Below are 17,932 nucleotides of genomic sequence, written 5' to 3'. Positions count from 1 at the left end.
TTAATAGGTTCCATTTGGCATATAATAGAAATATCACGGGGTATAGGACAGAAAGAGGGGACTTCAATGACAACGTTTAAAGATTATCAGTATAGCCGTCCAAATGTGGCAGCGATGAAAGAACAGCAATTAGCACTTATCGAGCAATTTAAACATGCACAATCAATAGATGAGCAAAGTGGTGTAATTGAGAAGCTAAATGCCATCAGTAATGACTTTGCGACAATGGCTAACTTAGTATACATTCGCGCTTCAATCGATACGAATGATGAATTTTATCAAGCAGAACGCGATTATTTCGATGAAGTAGGCCCAGAGCTAGAAGAAGTAACGACTGAATATTATAAAGCATTAATTGATTCACCATTCCGTGAGCAATTAGAAGAGAAGTGGGGTCAACAATTATTTGACCTTGCAAGCTATCAAATTAAGGGTTTTTCACCAGCAGTTATTGATTTAATGCAAAAAGAAAACAAGCTTGTTTCTGAGTATAATAAGCTTGTAGCTTCTGCACAAATTGACTTTAATGGGGAGACATTAACACTTGCTCAGCTTGGTCCGTTTGCAGAATCAACTGATCGAGAAACACGTAAGGCAGCAACTGATGCCCGTTTCGGTTTCTTTGCGAAGCATGAAGATGATTTCGATCGTTTATATGATGAGCTTGTAAAAGTACGTCATGAAATTGCGATTAAACTAGGCTATAACAACTATGTTGAGCTAGGATATGTTCGTATGAATCGTATTGATTATAATGCGGAAATGGTTCAAAAATTCCGTGATCAGGTTCGTGATTTAATTGTACCTGTGGCAACGAAGCTATATGAGCGTCAGGCAAAGCGTATTGGAATTGAAGATTTTAAATTCTATGATGAAGCATTCAACTTCTTATCAGGTAATGCTGCTCCAAAAGGAGATCCAGAGTGGATCGTGGCGAATGGTAAGAAAATGTATGAGGAATTATCACCTGAAACAGGAGAATTCTTCAATTTCATGATTGACCATGACTTAATGGACCTAGTAGCGAAGAAAGGGAAAGAGAGTGGTGGTTATTGTACATTTATTGAAAACTATCATTCTCCATTTATTTTCTCGAATTTTAACGGTACGTCAGGTGATATCGATGTATTAACACATGAAGCAGGACATGCCTTCCAAGTTTATTCAAGCCGTAACATTGGCATTCCAGAGTATCTATGGCCGACCTATGAATCTTGTGAAATTCACTCGATGAGTATGGAATTCTTCACATGGCCTTGGATGGAGTTGTTCTTTAAAGAGGATACAGAGAAATATAAATTTACGCATTTAAGTAGTGGTCTTTTATTCTTACCATATGGTGTTGCAGTAGATGAGTTCCAACATGTTATTTATGAAAATCCAACAATGACGCCGGCTGAACGTAAAGCAGCATGGAAAAAAATTGAGGAAACATATTTACCACACCGCGACTATGATCATAACAGCTACCTAGAGGCTGGAGGCATATGGCAACGTCAGGGTCATATTTATGCAAGTCCATTTTATTATATTGATTACACGTTAGCCCAAATTTGTGCATTCCAGTTCTGGAAACGCTCACGTGAAGAATTTGAATCGGCTTGGAAAGACTATATTCATCTATGTGGCTTAGGTGGTTCTATGTCCTTTACAAAGCTGGTAAAAGAGGCAGGTTTAATTTCACCATTTGAAGATGGCTGTGTTGAATCGGTTATCGGGGAAATTGAGGAATACTTAAATTCAGTAGACGATTCTTCACTATAATTGATTACGTAAATTCGCTACACTTCCATGCTAAGCGTTGTGGAAGTGAGCGAATTTTTTAGTTTGTCAAAGTTGATTTTTCAAGCAAATTCGAAAAATCTGGACGCATGGCTTAGCTGTGCGCATGTAGCAATGTCGTCCAGTAGTATCATTGATTTTGTTTAAAAATACTAGGATACTTGCGAAATGGGTAATATATCAGTAGTATTTTCAGTAACTGTGAAAAAAGGAAGTGAATAAAAGTGACGAGGAAAGTTTGGTTTCAAGTAGGTGTAGGGATATTAATTACACTACTAATCATTAAATATTTTATAGAGATTCATTGGATTTTTTCACCATTAGTCATCATATTAAAAGCTATTTTTGTCCCTTTACTACTTGGCGGTGTCCTCTATTATGTGACAGAACCGATCCAGAGATTTTTAGAAAAACGTAGATTTCCTAGATGGGGAAGTATTTTGACGATTGTATTTGGGCTAATAGCCATTGTAGGGATTTTTGGTTGGATTATTGGTAATCCGATTGCTGAGCAGATCAATAAATTAGTGAAGAATGCCCCTATGATTAGTACAAGCATTAGCACAAGCATTCAGCAACTAACAGACTATGTAACGCAAAATAAAGATAACTTCCCACAGCAATTAAATGATGTTATTGAAAAAATGGCGAATTCAGTACAAGATGTTGCAGTAGTGGCGAGTAAAGGATTTATGTCTTTTTTACAATCCATAGTGTCCGTATCGTTATTAGCTATATTAATTCCGTTTTTCTTTATTTTTATGCTGAAGGATCATGAGAAATTTGCACCATCCATCTATAAGTATTTCAGTGGTGAACGTCAGCAATGGGTAAAGAAAACGTTAAGTGAAATTGATGATGTATTACGTACTTATATTCAGGGCCAACTGCAAATTAGTTTTTTATTAGCACTTATTATGTATGTCGGCTATTTAATTATTGGATTAGACTATTCGTTGCTGCTAGTAATCTTCGCGTTCTTTATGAACATGATTCCATTTATCGGACCTTGGATCGCCTTTGCGCCAGCGCTGATCGTAGCAGTTATTCAGGATCCTATTTTAGTTGTGTGGGTATCCGTTGTGACGCTTGTTGCTCAGCAAATTGATAGCAACTTTATCACACCTAATGTTATGGGGAAATCCCTTGATATCCATCCACTAACCGTGATTACAATTATTCTAGCAGCAGGTAATATAGCAGGTTTTATTGGAATTATTATCGCTGTACCATTTTATGCAGTATTAAAGGTTATCGTATCCAATATTTATGATCAACGTAATGCGATTAAGAAAAAAGCGACGAAGTCAGTATAGGAGTCGAAACAATGGAACAAGAAATTGTAAAGGTATTTAATGAGCAGCATGAGCAAATAGGGACAGCTACGAGAGCAGAAGTACATGAAAAAGGGCTTTGGCATGAGACTTTTCATTGCTGGCTTGTCAATGAAGACTATATTTATTTTCAAATACGTAGCTCACAGAAAAAGGATTATCCAGGCTTACTCGATATTACAGCAGCAGGACATCTTTTAGCGATTGAGACTGTGGAGTCAGGTATCAGAGAAGTAAAAGAAGAATTAGGGCTCCAGATAGATGTCCATGAAGTTGTCAAAATGGGCATGACCTCTTGTAGTATCGTTTCCGAAAATATGATTGACAATGAATTTTGCCATGTCTACATATACCCTTTCGAGCACGATTGGGATTCCTTTGATTTACAGTACGAGGAAGTATCAGGTGTAGTGAGAGCAAGGCTAAATGAGGCTGAGGCTTTCTTCTTGGGAGAAACAACAACACTTAATATTGAAGGGTACGAGTATTTCCCTGATGGTCAACGAGTGAAAATTGTCAGACCAGTTGGCACCACGCAATTTGTTCCTTATCGAGAATTGTATGTAGCACAAGTGATAAAATTTACACGCGAAAAGATATTTAATCAAACATCATAAGATGGAAAGTAGGACAAGCTATCAATGTAAGCTTGTCCTACTTTTTGGGCAAAAATGATTTAGAAACTACACGATATAACAGTAAAAAATACGTTATACTGTAAGATAGATTGTAAAGAAAAGGAGCATTTTTAATATGCTAACATTTGAACAAAAACAAGCGATTATTGAATCGTTTTCTGGACTAACAAAAAAGGAGATTTCATTAAAACGCTTAAATTATCACTATATGGATAGTCTTTATGAAAAGACAATTGTAGTGGAAAAGCTTCACCCAAATGGCAATGGCTTTGTCTTTGTTGGGGATTTATTACGCTATGAGCAAGAGGCTACTGATAAAGGATTAGTGAATATCCGTGATTACGATGAGCAACAGCTACGTGAGATTATTGAGGATTCTATTCAGTATTTATCAGAAGAAGTAGAAGAGCAGGAGCCGATTGTAGAGATTTGGCATAGCCGAGATGGTGTGAAATTACAGCTAGCGTTTGAGCAACGTTCTTGGAATGTGTATCATGGAGAAAATCTTGAAGAGGCATTTGGTACGTATGACGCGGCAAAGGAATATTTACTAGAAGAAGGCTTTCGTACAAAGAAATAAACATACGGGGGATCATCATAAATGAACGGAAAAAAATTAGTGGGAATTGTAATTGTTGTTTTAATCGTGGCATGTTTATTTTCAGTTTTTACCATTACTAATTTTTATAAAAACCATGAGGAACAGCCGAATCGAGAAAATCGAGAAATTAATAAGTCAAAGAGCTTGAATTTAATTTTGCCACAGGCTACAATTATCTCGAATTCAAGATAATCGAGAGGTGATTGTTAGTGCAACACATTTTTTATAAAGGTACAGATGAAACAAAACCGACGTTGCTATTGTTACATGGCACGGGTGGTAATGAAGAAAGTTTAATTGGGTTGGCAAAAGAAATAGATGAAACAGCCAATATTTTAAGTGTACGTGGAAATGTTCTTGAGCATGGGATGCCGCGATTTTTCCGTCGATTAGCAGAAGGTGTCTTTGATATAGAGGATTTAATCTTTCGAACTAAAGAGCTTCATGACTTTTTACAGGAGGCGGCACAGCAATATGGCTTTGATCGCCAACGAATTGTAGCGATTGGCTATTCAAATGGCGCTAATATTGCAGCAAGCTTATTATTCCACTATGCTGATGCATTAGCAGGAGCTATTTTACATCATCCAATGGTACCAAGACGTGGAATAGAATTACCTCAACTTTCTTCTACGCCTGTTTTTATCGGTGCTGGAACGAATGATCCGATGTGTACAGCACAGGAGTCTGAGGATTTAGAAGCGCTTTTAACGTCTTCAGGTGCAATGGTCACGACAGCTTGGTTTAATTTTGGTCATCAGCTAACAATGCCGGAAGTACAAGCAGCAAAAGAATGGTATAACAGTATCTATGTTTAATTGAAAAATCCGCCTCTTTTCCTAAAGGAGGCGGATTTTAATGATTTTATTTACTTTTCTTTGAAAAAGGTAGCCACCAGTTCCAATCACCAAATAATTTCATGAGACTTGGCACAAGCATAAGACGAATAATCGTCGCATCAATAGCAACGGCAATGGCTATACCAACACCAATTTGTTTTACAGGCATCACGTCTGTGAAGGCAAATGCCCCTGTAATAACAATCATAATAAGCGCTGCCGATGTAATAATACGGCTAGTGGATGTTAACCCATCAATTGTTGCGTGTGTATTATCTGCCCCTTTTAAATATTCTTCTTGGATACGAGAGATTAAGAAGACTTCGTAGTCCATACTTAAGCCGAACACCAGACAGAAAACAATGACTGGAATAATTAGTACAATCGGACCTGCTTCAATACCAAAATGTCCATATTGGAAAATATAAACGAGTATACCGAACGCAGATGAAAGCCCAATAATGTTCATAATAATCGCTTTTAACGGTATTAAAATCGAACGGAATGCCAGCATTAAAATAAAGAATGTGGAAACGATGATAATGGCTATAGCCAAAACTATTTTATTCGCAATTTCATCAAAAATCTCTTGGTTGAATTTAGAGGGTCCTCCAAGCGCGAAATCTACACCTAAATCTTGATCCATCCAAGATCGGGCAAATTTTTGAGCAGTAGTGGAAGAGCCCGCTGCATCGATGGTAATAGGGATAAATAATTGAGTATCTTTTGAAAAAGTATTCATTACAGACTTTAACTGTTCCGCAATCTGTGGAATTGCTAAAGAAGTAGAAAGCTCCTCAGGTGTTTGAATGTTAGCAGCTGTATAGACTGTTGAAACATTTGTTACTAGGGAGTCCTTTAATAGCTTTTCTTGAATAGCATAAATGAGCTCTCTTCCTTCAGCATCCTCCCAGCCTTCTTTTCGTTCAGCTAATAAATATAACGTAGATGATTCACCCAGTCCAAACGTTTCATCTAATTTATCATATGCTGCACGTGCATCATATTTAGTTGGCAAGGAGTCAACCTGTGGAATCGTTAGTTGTATGTCCTTTAATGGGAGCATACCAATGCCAAGTAATAATAAAGCAGAGATTACAATGGCTATTGGATGTTTCATGACAAAGCCTGCAAAGCCACGCCAACGATTGGCACCACCTGGTTTAATGCGTATTAGACGCCATTTATTGAGTTTATCTCCTAATAGCATCATAGTGGCAGGGAGTAGTGTCAAGCCAGAAAGAACGGCTAACAGGACGACTATGGTACCTCCTAGAGCGATATTGTGAAAAATCTCTACATCAATAACGATCATAGCGCCTAAGCCTATCATGACACAAACAGCAGAGAAAATGATGGAACGCCCTGCTGTTTGTATAGCAGTTTGAATAGCTTGGACTATAGAGGTGTGCGCACGCTCTTCTCGGTAACGATTAATAAACAACAATGCAAAATCAATGCTTAAAGCAAGCCCGAGCATTGGGACAATATTTAAGACGAAAATGGATAGATTCACACTACCACTAAGGAGCGTCATTATACCGAACGCAGTAACAACTGTTACAACACCAATGATGATTGGCAAAATAGAAGCAATCACTGTACCAAAAGCCAATAAGAGAACAACGATGGCAATGGGTAACCCAATGGCTTCAGCGGAAGCTAAATCTTTTTGACTGGCTGTATTAATGTCAGCAGAAATAACGGGTCCTCCCGTAATGCTAACGCCGTCTTCTTCAATTAATGATCGAACATTTTCTACAATGTCAGAAAGATTCTCCACATCATTTTTTAAATGAACCATTGCATAGGCAATGTCATCTTTACGTAAAGAGGAGTCTTCTAAAGGTGATTGGATTGAATGTATGTCTTTTATGCTATCTAGTTTTTTTAAAGTGTCTTTCATTTGTTGATCTTCAGCTGGATCAAAGACAATTAAAATCGTATCAGATGGTAGATCAAAGTTTTCTGCTAGCTCATTTGTCACATAGGTATGGTCGGCTTCAACAAAAAAGCCATCACCCTGAAGTTTACCTGGAAGCTGTAGAGCAAAATAAGCCATTGCTAGAAAAATAATAAGCCATATCGCTACGATTGCTTTTGCATGTGCTGTAATAAATGCCGAAAAAGTTTTCATAGTTGTTAATGCATCCCCCTTCTCAAATAGTGTAAAGGATGTGTCACATTTTGTCGTGTGACAAAGTAAAGATATTGGACAGGAGTCTTTCATAGTGTTGAAAAACAAAACCATCCATAGAATTTATGTGAAAGGTGAAAAAGGATTTCCGTTGCAGGCTACTTGCTTTCCTGTGGGCGAGCGCCGAGCCGCTTCCTCTGCTACCGCTCCGTTTAGAGGCTCGCCTGTCTCGCTATTCCCACGGGAGTCAAGTAGCCTTCCACTCCAATCCATAAAAAAGTGAAGGTATTCACTACTCTTTTATGGAGGGGTATTGTCACACATCACTTCTCCACATTGAAAGTAAGAGGCTATCCTCTCTTATACTATAAATAATGGGCTATTTTGTTCAGGGAAAGACACTTTTGCAGAATGGTTGATTGGAGTGGAGCCAGCGTCACAGAGGAGACCCTGGAGCGAACGCTGAGCTGCACCCAAAATATTGGACTTAAAAATCTACTATAGGGGGTGCAGGTAGTGATTTCTGATGAACAAAAATTAGCCGCAGTTCTAGCTTACTTTGAAGAAAAAGAAAGTACGTATCAGATTGCCAATCGATTACAGAGGGATCGACAGTACATTCGATTATGGATTGAATTATATCGCTATCATGGCATCGAAGGAATTATTCGTCCTCAAGGGTTCACGAATTACGAAGATTCTTTTAAAATAAAAGTAATTCAACACCTGATAGAGACGGGCGATTCGCTCCTTCAGACTGCTGCGAAGTTTAATATTCCTTCCCGTGAAACCGTTCGGAGATGGAAAAAACAATGGATGTCAACGGCTGGTGAGGTGCTCTATCAAGTAGAAAAGGAGCGCCAATCAATGCCAAAAAAACAACCACCTTCGTCCGATTTAAATGGAAAAACAACGGATGAGTTAAAAGCCGAAATTGAGTATTTACGGATGGAAAATGCCTATTTAAAAAAGTTGAAAGCCTTAGTTCAAGAAAAGGATGCCTTCAAATCCAAGAAAAAGTAAGAGCTGTCTATGAGCTAAGGTTGGATTTTCCTCTTCAAGCTCTATTAAAAGTCGCGAAACTTAAGAAAAGTACGTATTATTATCATCTCCAAAAATGGGTAAAACCAGATAAATATCAGGCGATCAAAGAACGAATTCAGACGCTTTTTCATTACCATAAGGGGCGTTATGGCTATCGTCGTATTTGTTTAGCCCTCCGAAATGAAGGGTTTTTCATCAACCATAAAACGGTCCAACGATTGATGCAAGAATTGGGCTTAAAAGGGACGGTACGCCCTAAAAAATACCGTTCGTATAAAGGGACAGTCGGCTATGTCGCAGAGAATGTCATCCAACGTGATTTTGAAGCCACTGCACCCAATCAGAAATGGGTAACCGATGTAACGGAGTTTAAAATAAACGGTCAAAAAATCTATATATCCGCTGTATTAGATTTATTCAATCGAGAAATCGTTGGGTATGAGGTATCAAAATCACCTAATTTTGAGTTAGTTCAACAGTCTTTTAAGAAGGCGTTTACGTATACAAAGTTATCGAAAAAGAGTGGCTTAATCGTCCATTCTGATCAAGGATGGTTATATCAAATACCACGTTTTAAAGCGTTATTGGCAACACATGAAATCAAGCAAAGTATGTCACGGAAAGGAAATTGTTTAGATAATGCCGTGATAGAAAGCTTTTTTGGCATTATGAAATCAGAATTTCTATACGCAACAACGTTTAAGAACTACGAAGCATTCAAAAAAGCGTTAGTAGACTTTATCCACTACTACAATCATGAGCGGATAAAAATAAAACTCAACGGAAAAAGTCCAGTTGAGTTTCGAAGAGTTTCTTAAAAGTTCAAATTTTTGGGGTCAGTTCACGCAGTGAGTGAAGCGGCTCATCGGACGCCCCCTGGAAAGGACGCTGGCGGAACGGAAATCAACCCCTCGTCTTACCAAATTGCTTATTATGCCGTTGACATTACCTTTTTTCAACAACATGAAAGACTCCTGTCCATCTATTGGACAGGAGCCTTTTATTAAAAGAATAATGATAAGAGGAAATAAATAACAGATGCCATAACGGCTGAAATTGGCATTGTAATAATCCAAGTAGTGACAATCTTGCGGGCCATACCCCAGTTTACACCACGTACACGCTGTGCAGAACCAACACCCATTATAGATGAAGAAATAACATGTGTGGTTGATACTGGTAAGTGGACTAACGTAGCCCCAAAAATGACAGTAGCGGAAGCTAAATCTGCTGCTACACCGTTAACAGGGCGGATTTTCATAATTTTACCGCCAACGGTTTTGATGATTTTATAACCACCTATCGATGTACCTAGACCCATTGCTGCTGCTGCTGCTGCACGCACCCAGAACGGTATTTCATCTCCTGTATGCAAACCACCAGCAATTAACGCCATTGTCATAATCCCCATTGCTTTTTGTGCATCGTTTGTCCCGTGGGTAAATGATTGAATGGCCGCCGTGAAAATTTGCATAGTACGGAAACCTTTATTTGTTCGATATAAGTTTAAATTTTTAAACCATATTTTAAATAGCGTCATCATAATAAAACCTGCGCAAATAGCAAGTATTGGAGAAAAAACTAACGCCATAATAATTTTAGTAAAGCCACCATAGTTTAGTACATTAAAGCCAGCAGAAGCGATAGCAGCGCCGGCAATAGAGCCAATCAATGTGTGAGAAGAACTAGATGGAATACCAAAATACCATGTCAATAAATTCCAAATTATAGCTGAAATTAATGCAGCTAAAATAACGACTGAACCGGTTGTGTCACCTTCAAAAGCATTTAAAGAGAAAGGGTCTACAATATCTTTTGTTAGAGCTTTTGCAACCCCTACAAAGGTAATAGCACCGATAAAGTTCATGGTTGCTGCCATGATGATTGCTACTCGAGGTGGCAATGCTCTAGTGGAAACCGAAGTTGCGATAGCATTTGCTGTATCATGGAAGCCATTGATAAAGTCAAATGTAAGGGCAAAGATGACGACCAGTACGGTTAGTATAATGATTGTGTTCATTGTAAAGTGCCCATCTCCTAATTATGCGTTGCGCATGATAATTGTTTCCATAGTATTTGCTACGTTTTGACAATGATCAGCGATATCTTCAAGTTGTTCATATATATCTTTAAATTTAATGAGGCGAATTGGATCTTTTTCATTTAAAAATAATTTCTTAATGGAAGAACGCTGTACCTCATCACATTCACGTTCATAGTCTTTAATAAGAATTGCGTGTGGACGCATGCCAATTAGATTCTTTTTCTTTAACTCTTCAGTCGCTTTAACAATTTCATCAGCACTTTTAGAAATAAACCCTAAGAACGTACGCATGGATTCATCGATTTCTGTCAGGGAAAACATTTCAAAGTGTGCAATACAGTGTTCTGTTCCATCTAAAATATCATCCATACGAATGGCAAACTCTAAAATATCCTCACGTTCAATAGGTGTCATAAATGATTTGTTTAGCATTACGATCAGTTCATGAATGAGCTTATCGCCAGCAGTTTCGTAATTTTTCATTGTAATGCTAATCTCTTTTAGGTCAGCTACACTGTTAATACGAAAATCATTTGCGTAATGTACAGCCTCTCTCATATTTTCAGCAATTTTATGCAATGCAATAAAGAAAGGGTCTTGTTTTTTTGAGTTAAGCATGTAAATCGAATCCTCCTGGATGTAAATAAAATTAATCGACCTCTAAACTTTATTATCATAACAAAATCTTTAATTTATCTACATAAAAACTTTATATTCGACATGAAAATTTACATTCCTGTAATATTTATTTCGTTCACAAAATGAAAGGGGAACAAACTGTATTTACTTTTATAGATACAGGAAAAGTCTTTATTTAATAAGGAATTATCTTATAGTTTTTTCTGTTTGGTACAGATTTCAACGGAAAATAGGATGAATAACAAGAGAAATAGCATGATGAATTGTAAAGCTAATGTAAATACGTTTGTACTATGAGGAAGTCTTCTTATTCTTAAGAATTTCTTCATTTTTATCCTTCCTCTTTATTAAGAATTGTTTTCTACAATGGGAAATGAATGAGAAAGGAGCGTTTATAAACAAATGATTCAAGTTGAAAACTTACAACATACATTTTTAATTGGTAAAAGAGGGAAGGAAAAACAGGTTCCAGTATTGAAAGGTGTGAACTTTGAAGTTAATAAAGGAGAGATTGTTGCCATTGTAGGAAAAAGTGGCTCTGGCAAATCGACCTTATTACAAGTTCTTGCTGGTTTTATGAAAGCTGAACAGGGGTCTATTAAAGTAAATGGTAAGGAAACAGCCCATCTGACTGAAACAGAAAGTGCTGCTTTTCGCTTACGTCAATTTGGCTTTATTTTTCAAAACTTTCAGTTGATGCCGGGTTTAACGGCTTTCGAAAATATTGAATTACCTTTAAAACTACAGGGCTTACGTAAGGCTGTACGGAAAGAAAGGGTAAAGAAATTAATGGACAAAGTTGGTCTGACAGAAGTGGCAGATCATTATCCTAATGAATTATCTGGTGGACAACAACAGCGTGTCAGTATTGCGCGTGCCCTTATCACAAATCCTCCGATATTGCTTGCTGATGAGCCTACAGGAAGTCTTGATTCAGAAACCGAGCAAGATATTTTATTGCTTATCCAGAGCCTAAACCGTGAGCTAGGGCTAACCTTTGTCATTATTACGCATGATGAAGAAGTGGCCACGATAGCACATAGACGTTTTCGCATGTATGATGGCGAACTTGTAAAGGAGGAGGCTTAACATGTTATTTAAAGATCAACTAGATTTTGTAACACAACATATTAAGAAAAATAAGCTGCGCGTGTTTATGACGATATTAGCTGCAACGATGGGCTGTGCTTTTCTGATTGTGCTAGCATCCGTTGGTTTTGGATTACAGGAATCTTTACGCAATGAAATTCTTTCGAATGAAACAGTTACGAAAATTCAAGTATATGGCGATAAGCAATTGACAGAAGAGCAAGTACAAGAAATTAAAAATTTGAACCATGTAGAAACGGTGCTTGAAACGATAAGTGTGAATGCTTCTGCACATTCCTTTTTAGGTGATCGTGATACAACCTCTAATTTAATTTTGTCGGATATGCAGGACTTTGAGCAGGTGAACGGCAAGCTTGCAAAAGGACACTATCCAACAAAGCCAAATGAAATTGTTGTAGGCTATCATTTTGGTCAAACATTATTGAATGCGGCAGAACGCAATATTATTGAAGAAAAGAGTAAAAAGGCTGAAGCAGAAGGAACATACTATGATGGTAGTGAAGAAGGCTATAAAGAATCATTAATTGGAAAAAATATAGAGCTTTCCTTAGTGCCTCATACTGGCACAAATGATGAAACGCAAAAAATGGCCTATACAATTGTTGGTGTGATGGAGAAGCCTTCTTATGATTGGATGGTTGATAACGCCATTCACATGGATAAAGCACAAAAGTCAGTGTTAGCTGAAAATATACCTGCCAATAGTGATATCAAAGCAGATGAGCTATTTTACTCAGAATTTAATATTTATGCGGATACTTTAGAAAATGTAAAGCCGATTTTGGAGAAGTTAAAGGGTAAAGGCTATAGTGTCTATTCAGTGACCGAACAATTAGATCAAATGAATGTATTTTTCCTTGTACTAAAAATTGGCTTAATCTTTGTAGGGACGATTGCGGTGCTGATTGCTTCTATTGGTATTTTTAATACAATGACAATGGCTGTCACAGAGCGTACACGTGAAATCGGTGTGTTAAAGGCGATTGGTGCAAGTCCGAAGCTTATTCAACGATTATTCTTAATGGAGAGCACGTTTATTGGTATTTTTGGAACGTTTATTGCGGTTGTTATTTCGTATGCCATCAGCTTTGCGGCTAACGCAGCATTACCATTGATTCTTAAGGCAGCGACAGGAGAGGAGGCTTTTGCAACAAATGATATAATATTCTCTCTTATACCATGGCAATTAGTCATTATTGCAGCCGCCATTAGTATCGGAGTAGCGATGATTTCAGGCTATCGTCCAGCACGCAAAGCGACTAAAATAGATGTGATTCAAGCTTTACGACAAGAGCTATAATAAAAGGCGGTCCATTTCAAAGATGGATCGCCTTTCTATTAGGGAAGGAGTACCCCGTAGATTATAAATAATCTTTTAACTCTTTAGCTAAAAATGGTGTGGCATTGAGCAATTTTAAGAAGGCATCATAGCTGGCGCGTTGCTCTTCACTAGGTTTTTTACCTGTTTGATATGCTCGGATTAAAATGTTTTTAGGGGTATTTTCCATATCAATAAACTCTAAAAGCTGTGCCTCATAGCCAACCAAGGATAATATTTCAGCACGAATAGCATCTGTGGCTAGTGCTGCAAAACGTTCTCGAACAAGACCGTGTTGCAACATAATATCAAGAGCTGGCGTATTTAATTGACGATTTAACTCATGCTGACAACAAGGGACACTTAATATTACACTGGCCCCCCATTTCACAGCATGAGCTAGTGCCATGTCTGTCGCAACATCACATGCATGTAGTGTTACCACCATGTCCACGGCAGATTCATCATTATAATCATTAATATCTCCTACAAGAAATTCGAGCTGGTCATAGCCTAGATCCTGTGCGATTCTTGAACATTCTTCAATAACCTCTTTTTTTAAATCTAAACCAGTAACACGAATGTCTAAGCCCTTTTCGATTTTTAAATAATGATACAAAGCGAAGGTTAAGTAAGATTTACCCGAACCAAAATCTAAAATACGCACTTGTCGATCCTGAGGTAAGTAAGTTAAAGCATCATCAATAAATTCAATGAAACGATTAATTTGCTTAAACTTATCGTATTTTTGTTTCTTTACTTTCCCTTCCTCTGTTTGTACCCCAAGCCGAATTAAAAATGGATAGGGCTGGTCATCAGATAGTAAATAATTTTTTTTTCGATTATGGGCTAAATTGACTTGTTTAGGGGAGGTCGATTTATTAGATTTCCAAAGGACCTTATTCTTTTTGGATAATTGCACATGTACTTTTTCATCTACAAAATCGATATGTGCTTGACGATAATCCTCAAAAATGACTTCAAGCTTGTAAGGGAAATCGGCCAATTCAATATTTTCATGTTTTAAAATGCGTTCATATTGGTATTCAATTTGTATATGATAATGATTTTTTAACATTAATGGCTTTAATTTTATTCGTTTGATTTCGTTCGATTTCATGCGTGGTTGACTGATTGTAGCAGTCACAAGCTGTTGCTGCAAAATTTGCTCAATGAGCAGAGCTTTCATTTCTTCAAATGTCATACATTTTCGCCTTCTTTATTGTGTAATAGATGGCACTAGTTTAACACATTTTATAATAGACAATGGCTACTTTGACATTCGGAAAAATTTTAATAAAAATTCTGAGTATTTATAGGTGGAATTGTATATTCATGGTATCTTAAATATAGTAATTCTTTTTGAATTGGAGATACTAAAGAGGAAAAAAGGAGGAGAAAATATGTCAGATAACATGTATCAATTATTAGCAATTATTATTTACATGGTCGCCATGCTAGCAATAGGTTGGTATGCATTTGTGAAAACATCCAATTTAACAGACTATATGCTTGGCGGTCGTTCCTTAGGTCCAGCGGTTACTGCGCTAAGTGCGGGTGCTGCGGATATGTCTGGCTGGCTCCTTATGGGCTTACCAGGTGCGATATTTTTATCAGGTCTTGTGGAAGCTTGGATTGCGATTGGACTCACAATAGGGGCTTATTTAAACTGGCTGCTTGTTGCACCACGTTTACGGGTTTACACACAGGTTACGAATGATTCCATTACCATTCCAAGTTATTTGGATAATCGATTACGTGATAATACTAAGCTTATTAGGATTGCTTCAGGTATTATCATCCTATTATTTTTCACGTTTTATGTATCGTCAGGAATGGTAGCAGGAGGCAAGTTTTTCGAGAGTTCATTTGGTTATGATTATCACACAGGGTTATTAATCGTTTCAGGCGTAACAGTTGCCTATACCCTATTTGGTGGGTTTTTAGCGGTTAGTTATACAGACTTTTTACAAGGTCTTATTATGTTTTTAGCACTTATAATGGTACCGGTATTTGGCTTATTTGTAACAGGAGGTATAGGTGATACAATTACATCCATTAAAGCTGTTGATCCAGATCTTCTAAATTTATTACCAGCCACTGCGACAGCAGCAGGAATTATTTCTTCAGTTGCTTGGGGTTTAGGTTATTTTGGGCAGCCACATATCATTGTTCGCTTTATGGCCATTAGCTCTGTGAAGGAAACGAAGCAGGCTCGACGTATTGGTATTGGCTGGATGATGTTAAGTTTATTTGGTGCTATTGGGACGGCTTTGGTAGGGGTAGCCTATTATGAGCAAAACGCTGGTGAGCTGAAAGACGCTGAAACAGTATTTATTGTACTTGGACAAATTTTATTCCATCCATTTATAGCGGGTATTATGCTGGCGGCTATTTTAGCAGCTGTTATGAGTACCATTTCCTCACAGCTTATTGTGACTTCCTCAGCGCTTGTAGAAGATATTTATAAAGCTTTATTTAATAAAACAGCAGATGATAAACATTATGTTTTTGTTGGGCGTATGGCAGTATTAGTTGTAGCAATTATTGCAGCAATCCTAGCGTGGAATCCTGATAGTTCCATTTTAAGCTTAGTTGGCTTTGCTTGGGCAGGATTTGGTGCAGCGTTTGGACCTATTATTTTACTCTCTTTATATTGGAGAAAGCTCACGAATTATGGAGCACTTAGCGGAATGGTAACAGGGGCTGCAACTGCGTTTATTTGGGGTAAAGTAGATGCCTTATCAAGTGCACTATATGAAATAGTTCCTGGCTTCTTTGTTTGTTTAATTGTTGCGGTTGTTGTCAGTATGCTGACATATAGACCAAATAAAGAAATCGAAGAAGAGTTCACTCGCTCAGAAATATTACTAAAAGAAGAAAGAAAATAGTTAAAATGCGCCTTTTCTTAAGAGGCGCATTTTTTAGAAAAATAGCTGAATATCAAGAGATACGAAAAAGAGTTATATATGGTAAAATGAAGAAAATTTGTCGTAGAGACACCAAGCTTTGGTGGGAGGTTTCTAATGGATAGAATTAAGGAAGTCGATGTATTACTTGAAAAGGCCATATTAGTTGGCGTAAATTTACGAAATGATGAGCATTTTGATTATTCTATGGAAGAGTTACAAAATTTAGCAGAGGCCTTGCATGTGGAAGTAGTAGGCGTTGTCACGCAAAATTTGGAGCGTGTTACACCGTCTCATTATGTGGGGACAGGTAAAATAGAAGAAATCAAAAATTTTTATGAAGAAGCGCAAGCAAATCTTGTTATTTTTAATGATGAATTGTCGCCTTCTCAAATTCGTAATTTAGAGCGTGATTTAGCAACGAAGGTTATTGATCGAACAATGCTTATTTTAGATATTTTTGGAAGACGTGCAAAAACACGAGAAGCACAAATGCAGGTGGAATTAGCTCAGTTACAATACATGCTACCTCGCTTAGTGGGCTTACATGCCTCTCTAAGTCGTCAGGGCGGTGGTACTGGAGGCGGCTTTAAAAACCGTGGTGCTGGTGAAACGAAGCTTGAATTGGATCGACGAAAAATTGAAGATCAAATTGCTAAAATTAAAAAGGATCTTGAGCACGTTAAAGAGCAACGAGAAACACAACGTAAACAGCGTCGAAAAAATGCACTCCCAGTTGTATCAATCGTCGGCTATACAAATGCGGGTAAATCAACCATTATGAATCAGTTGCTTGCCCAAATAGGGCAAGAAGAACATAAACAGGTTTTTGAAAAGGATATGCTTTTTGCTACACTTGAAACTTCAGTTCGTCAAATTGAACTACCCGATAAAAAGACATTTTTACTGACAGATACAGTTGGTTTTGTTAGTAAATTACCCCACCATTTAGTAAAAGCGTTCCGATCCACATTAGAAGAAGCGCGAGATGCTGATCTTTTACTCCATGTTGTTGATGTTTCAAATGCAGAGCATGGATTTATGATGGATGTGACAAATGAAACGCTGAAGGCGGTTGGAGTAGAAGACATTCCAACAATCTATGTTTACAATAAGGCTGATATAGCAGATGTTCCTTACCCTGTAGTCAGCGGTGATAATATGTGGATTTCAGCAAAACAAGGGATCGGTTTAGAGGAATTAATACAATTGATTCGTCAGCATATCTTCTCTCATTATGTGACGTGTGACATGTTAATTCCTTATGACCAAGGCAACGTTGTTTCTTATTTAAATGAATATGCCTCTGTTTTTAATACAGCCTATGAAGAGGGCGGTACATTATTATCGCTTGAAGTAAAGGCAGCAGATTATGCCAAGTACCAACAATATGTTGTCAATTAAAAAAATGTAGATCACCCAAAGCATGCCAAAGGATTTTTGGCATGCTTTTTGTGATTAGTGGGAATAGTAGAATCTAGAACTACATGACAGGACTTCGTAAATTTTATAGACAAAATAGTGTGAATTTGTATAA

Annotated in this window: 16 protein-coding genes; 12 read left to right on the top strand and 4 right to left on the bottom strand. The window is 37.5% G+C overall.

The window, feature by feature from the left end:
- Nucleotides 1–66: 66 nt before the first annotated feature.
- The 6 genes from MKY46_RS21505 (at nt 67) to MKY46_RS21480 (ending at nt 5,173) form a co-directional block, all read left to right on the top strand.
- Nucleotides 67–1,764, top strand: coding sequence for a M3 family oligoendopeptidase (locus tag MKY46_RS21505; protein ID WP_036128477.1), 1,698 nt, complete (start codon nt 67–69; stop codon nt 1,762–1,764).
- Between the two features lie 242 nt (nt 1,765–2,006).
- Complete coding sequence (locus tag MKY46_RS21500; protein ID WP_036128475.1) at nt 2,007–3,098, top strand: AI-2E family transporter; 1,092 nt, start codon at nt 2,007–2,009, stop codon at nt 3,096–3,098.
- Between the two features lie 11 nt (nt 3,099–3,109).
- Nucleotides 3,110–3,733, top strand: a complete 624-nt coding sequence (locus tag MKY46_RS21495; protein WP_036128472.1) for an NUDIX hydrolase — start codon at nt 3,110–3,112, stop codon at nt 3,731–3,733.
- Nucleotides 3,734–3,869: 136 nt separating this feature from the next.
- Nucleotides 3,870–4,334: a hypothetical protein gene (locus tag MKY46_RS21490; RefSeq protein ID WP_036128470.1), complete on the top strand. Its 465-nt coding sequence runs from the start codon at nt 3,870–3,872 to the stop codon at nt 4,332–4,334.
- Between the two features lie 21 nt (nt 4,335–4,355).
- Nucleotides 4,356–4,547, top strand: a complete 192-nt coding sequence (locus tag MKY46_RS21485; RefSeq protein ID WP_036128468.1) for a hypothetical protein — start codon at nt 4,356–4,358, stop codon at nt 4,545–4,547.
- 17 nt (nt 4,548–4,564) lie between these two features.
- Nucleotides 4,565–5,173, top strand: a complete 609-nt coding sequence (locus MKY46_RS21480) for an alpha/beta hydrolase (RefSeq protein ID WP_036128466.1) — start codon at nt 4,565–4,567, stop codon at nt 5,171–5,173.
- 46 nt (nt 5,174–5,219) lie between these two features.
- Here MKY46_RS21480 and MKY46_RS21475 read toward each other — a convergent pair whose 3' ends face one another.
- Nucleotides 5,220–7,331: an MMPL family transporter gene (locus tag MKY46_RS21475; RefSeq protein ID WP_340835353.1), complete on the bottom strand. Its 2,112-nt coding sequence runs from the start codon at nt 7,329–7,331 to the stop codon at nt 5,220–5,222.
- Between the two features lie 516 nt (nt 7,332–7,847).
- On the opposite strand from MKY46_RS21475, the gene MKY46_RS21470 reads away from it, so the two are divergent.
- Nucleotides 7,848–8,354 carry a helix-turn-helix domain-containing protein gene (locus MKY46_RS21470; RefSeq protein ID WP_180957783.1) on the top strand — a complete coding sequence of 169 codons (507 nt, stop codon included), beginning with the start codon at nt 7,848–7,850 and terminating at the stop codon, nt 8,352–8,354.
- Complete coding sequence (locus tag MKY46_RS21465) at nt 8,339–9,193, top strand: IS3 family transposase (RefSeq protein ID WP_145991322.1); 855 nt, start codon at nt 8,339–8,341, stop codon at nt 9,191–9,193. The genes MKY46_RS21470 and MKY46_RS21465 overlap by 16 nt, the downstream gene beginning before the upstream one ends.
- Before the next feature lie 185 nt (nt 9,194–9,378).
- Here the strand turns inward: MKY46_RS21465 and MKY46_RS21460 are convergent, their stop codons facing one another.
- Together MKY46_RS21460 and MKY46_RS21455 are read right to left on the bottom strand one after the other, a co-directional pair.
- The gene (locus tag MKY46_RS21460; RefSeq protein ID WP_058844748.1) at nt 9,379–10,395 is read right to left on the bottom strand and encodes an inorganic phosphate transporter; all 1,017 of its coding nucleotides are present in this window, start codon (nt 10,393–10,395) and stop codon (nt 9,379–9,381) included.
- 21 nt (nt 10,396–10,416) lie between these two features.
- Nucleotides 10,417–11,037: a DUF47 domain-containing protein gene (locus MKY46_RS21455; protein ID WP_036128422.1), complete on the bottom strand. Its 621-nt coding sequence runs from the start codon at nt 11,035–11,037 to the stop codon at nt 10,417–10,419.
- A 423-nt stretch (nt 11,038–11,460) separates the two neighbouring features.
- Here MKY46_RS21455 and MKY46_RS21450 point away from each other — a divergent pair, with 423 nt between their 5' ends.
- Nucleotides 11,461–12,147, top strand: a complete 687-nt coding sequence (locus MKY46_RS21450; protein ID WP_036128420.1) for an ABC transporter ATP-binding protein — start codon at nt 11,461–11,463, stop codon at nt 12,145–12,147.
- Between the two features lies 1 nt (nt 12,148).
- Nucleotides 12,149–13,468 carry an ABC transporter permease gene (locus tag MKY46_RS21445; RefSeq protein ID WP_340835352.1) on the top strand — a complete coding sequence of 440 codons (1,320 nt, stop codon included), beginning with the start codon at nt 12,149–12,151 and terminating at the stop codon, nt 13,466–13,468.
- Between the two features lie 61 nt (nt 13,469–13,529).
- Here the strand turns inward: MKY46_RS21445 and MKY46_RS21440 are convergent, their stop codons facing one another.
- Nucleotides 13,530–14,690, bottom strand: a complete 1,161-nt coding sequence (locus MKY46_RS21440; RefSeq protein ID WP_340835350.1) for a class I SAM-dependent methyltransferase — start codon at nt 14,688–14,690, stop codon at nt 13,530–13,532.
- A 199-nt stretch (nt 14,691–14,889) separates the two neighbouring features.
- On the opposite strand from MKY46_RS21440, the gene putP reads away from it, so the two are divergent.
- Together putP and hflX are read left to right on the top strand one after the other, a co-directional pair.
- Nucleotides 14,890–16,377, top strand: coding sequence for a sodium/proline symporter PutP (putP, locus tag MKY46_RS21435; protein ID WP_036128414.1), 1,488 nt, complete (start codon nt 14,890–14,892; stop codon nt 16,375–16,377).
- Between the two features lie 135 nt (nt 16,378–16,512).
- Entirely contained in the window at nt 16,513–17,799 is a 1,287-nt protein-coding gene (hflX, locus tag MKY46_RS21430; protein WP_340809575.1) for a GTPase HflX, read from the top strand.
- Nucleotides 17,800–17,932 lie beyond the last annotated feature (133 nt).

Origin of the sequence: Lysinibacillus sp. FSL M8-0355, assembly GCF_038008985.1 — a bacterium.
Classification (GTDB): domain Bacteria; phylum Bacillota; class Bacilli; order Bacillales_A; family Planococcaceae; genus Lysinibacillus; species Lysinibacillus fusiformis_D.
This window is presented reverse-complemented; position numbering and strand designations above follow the sequence as displayed.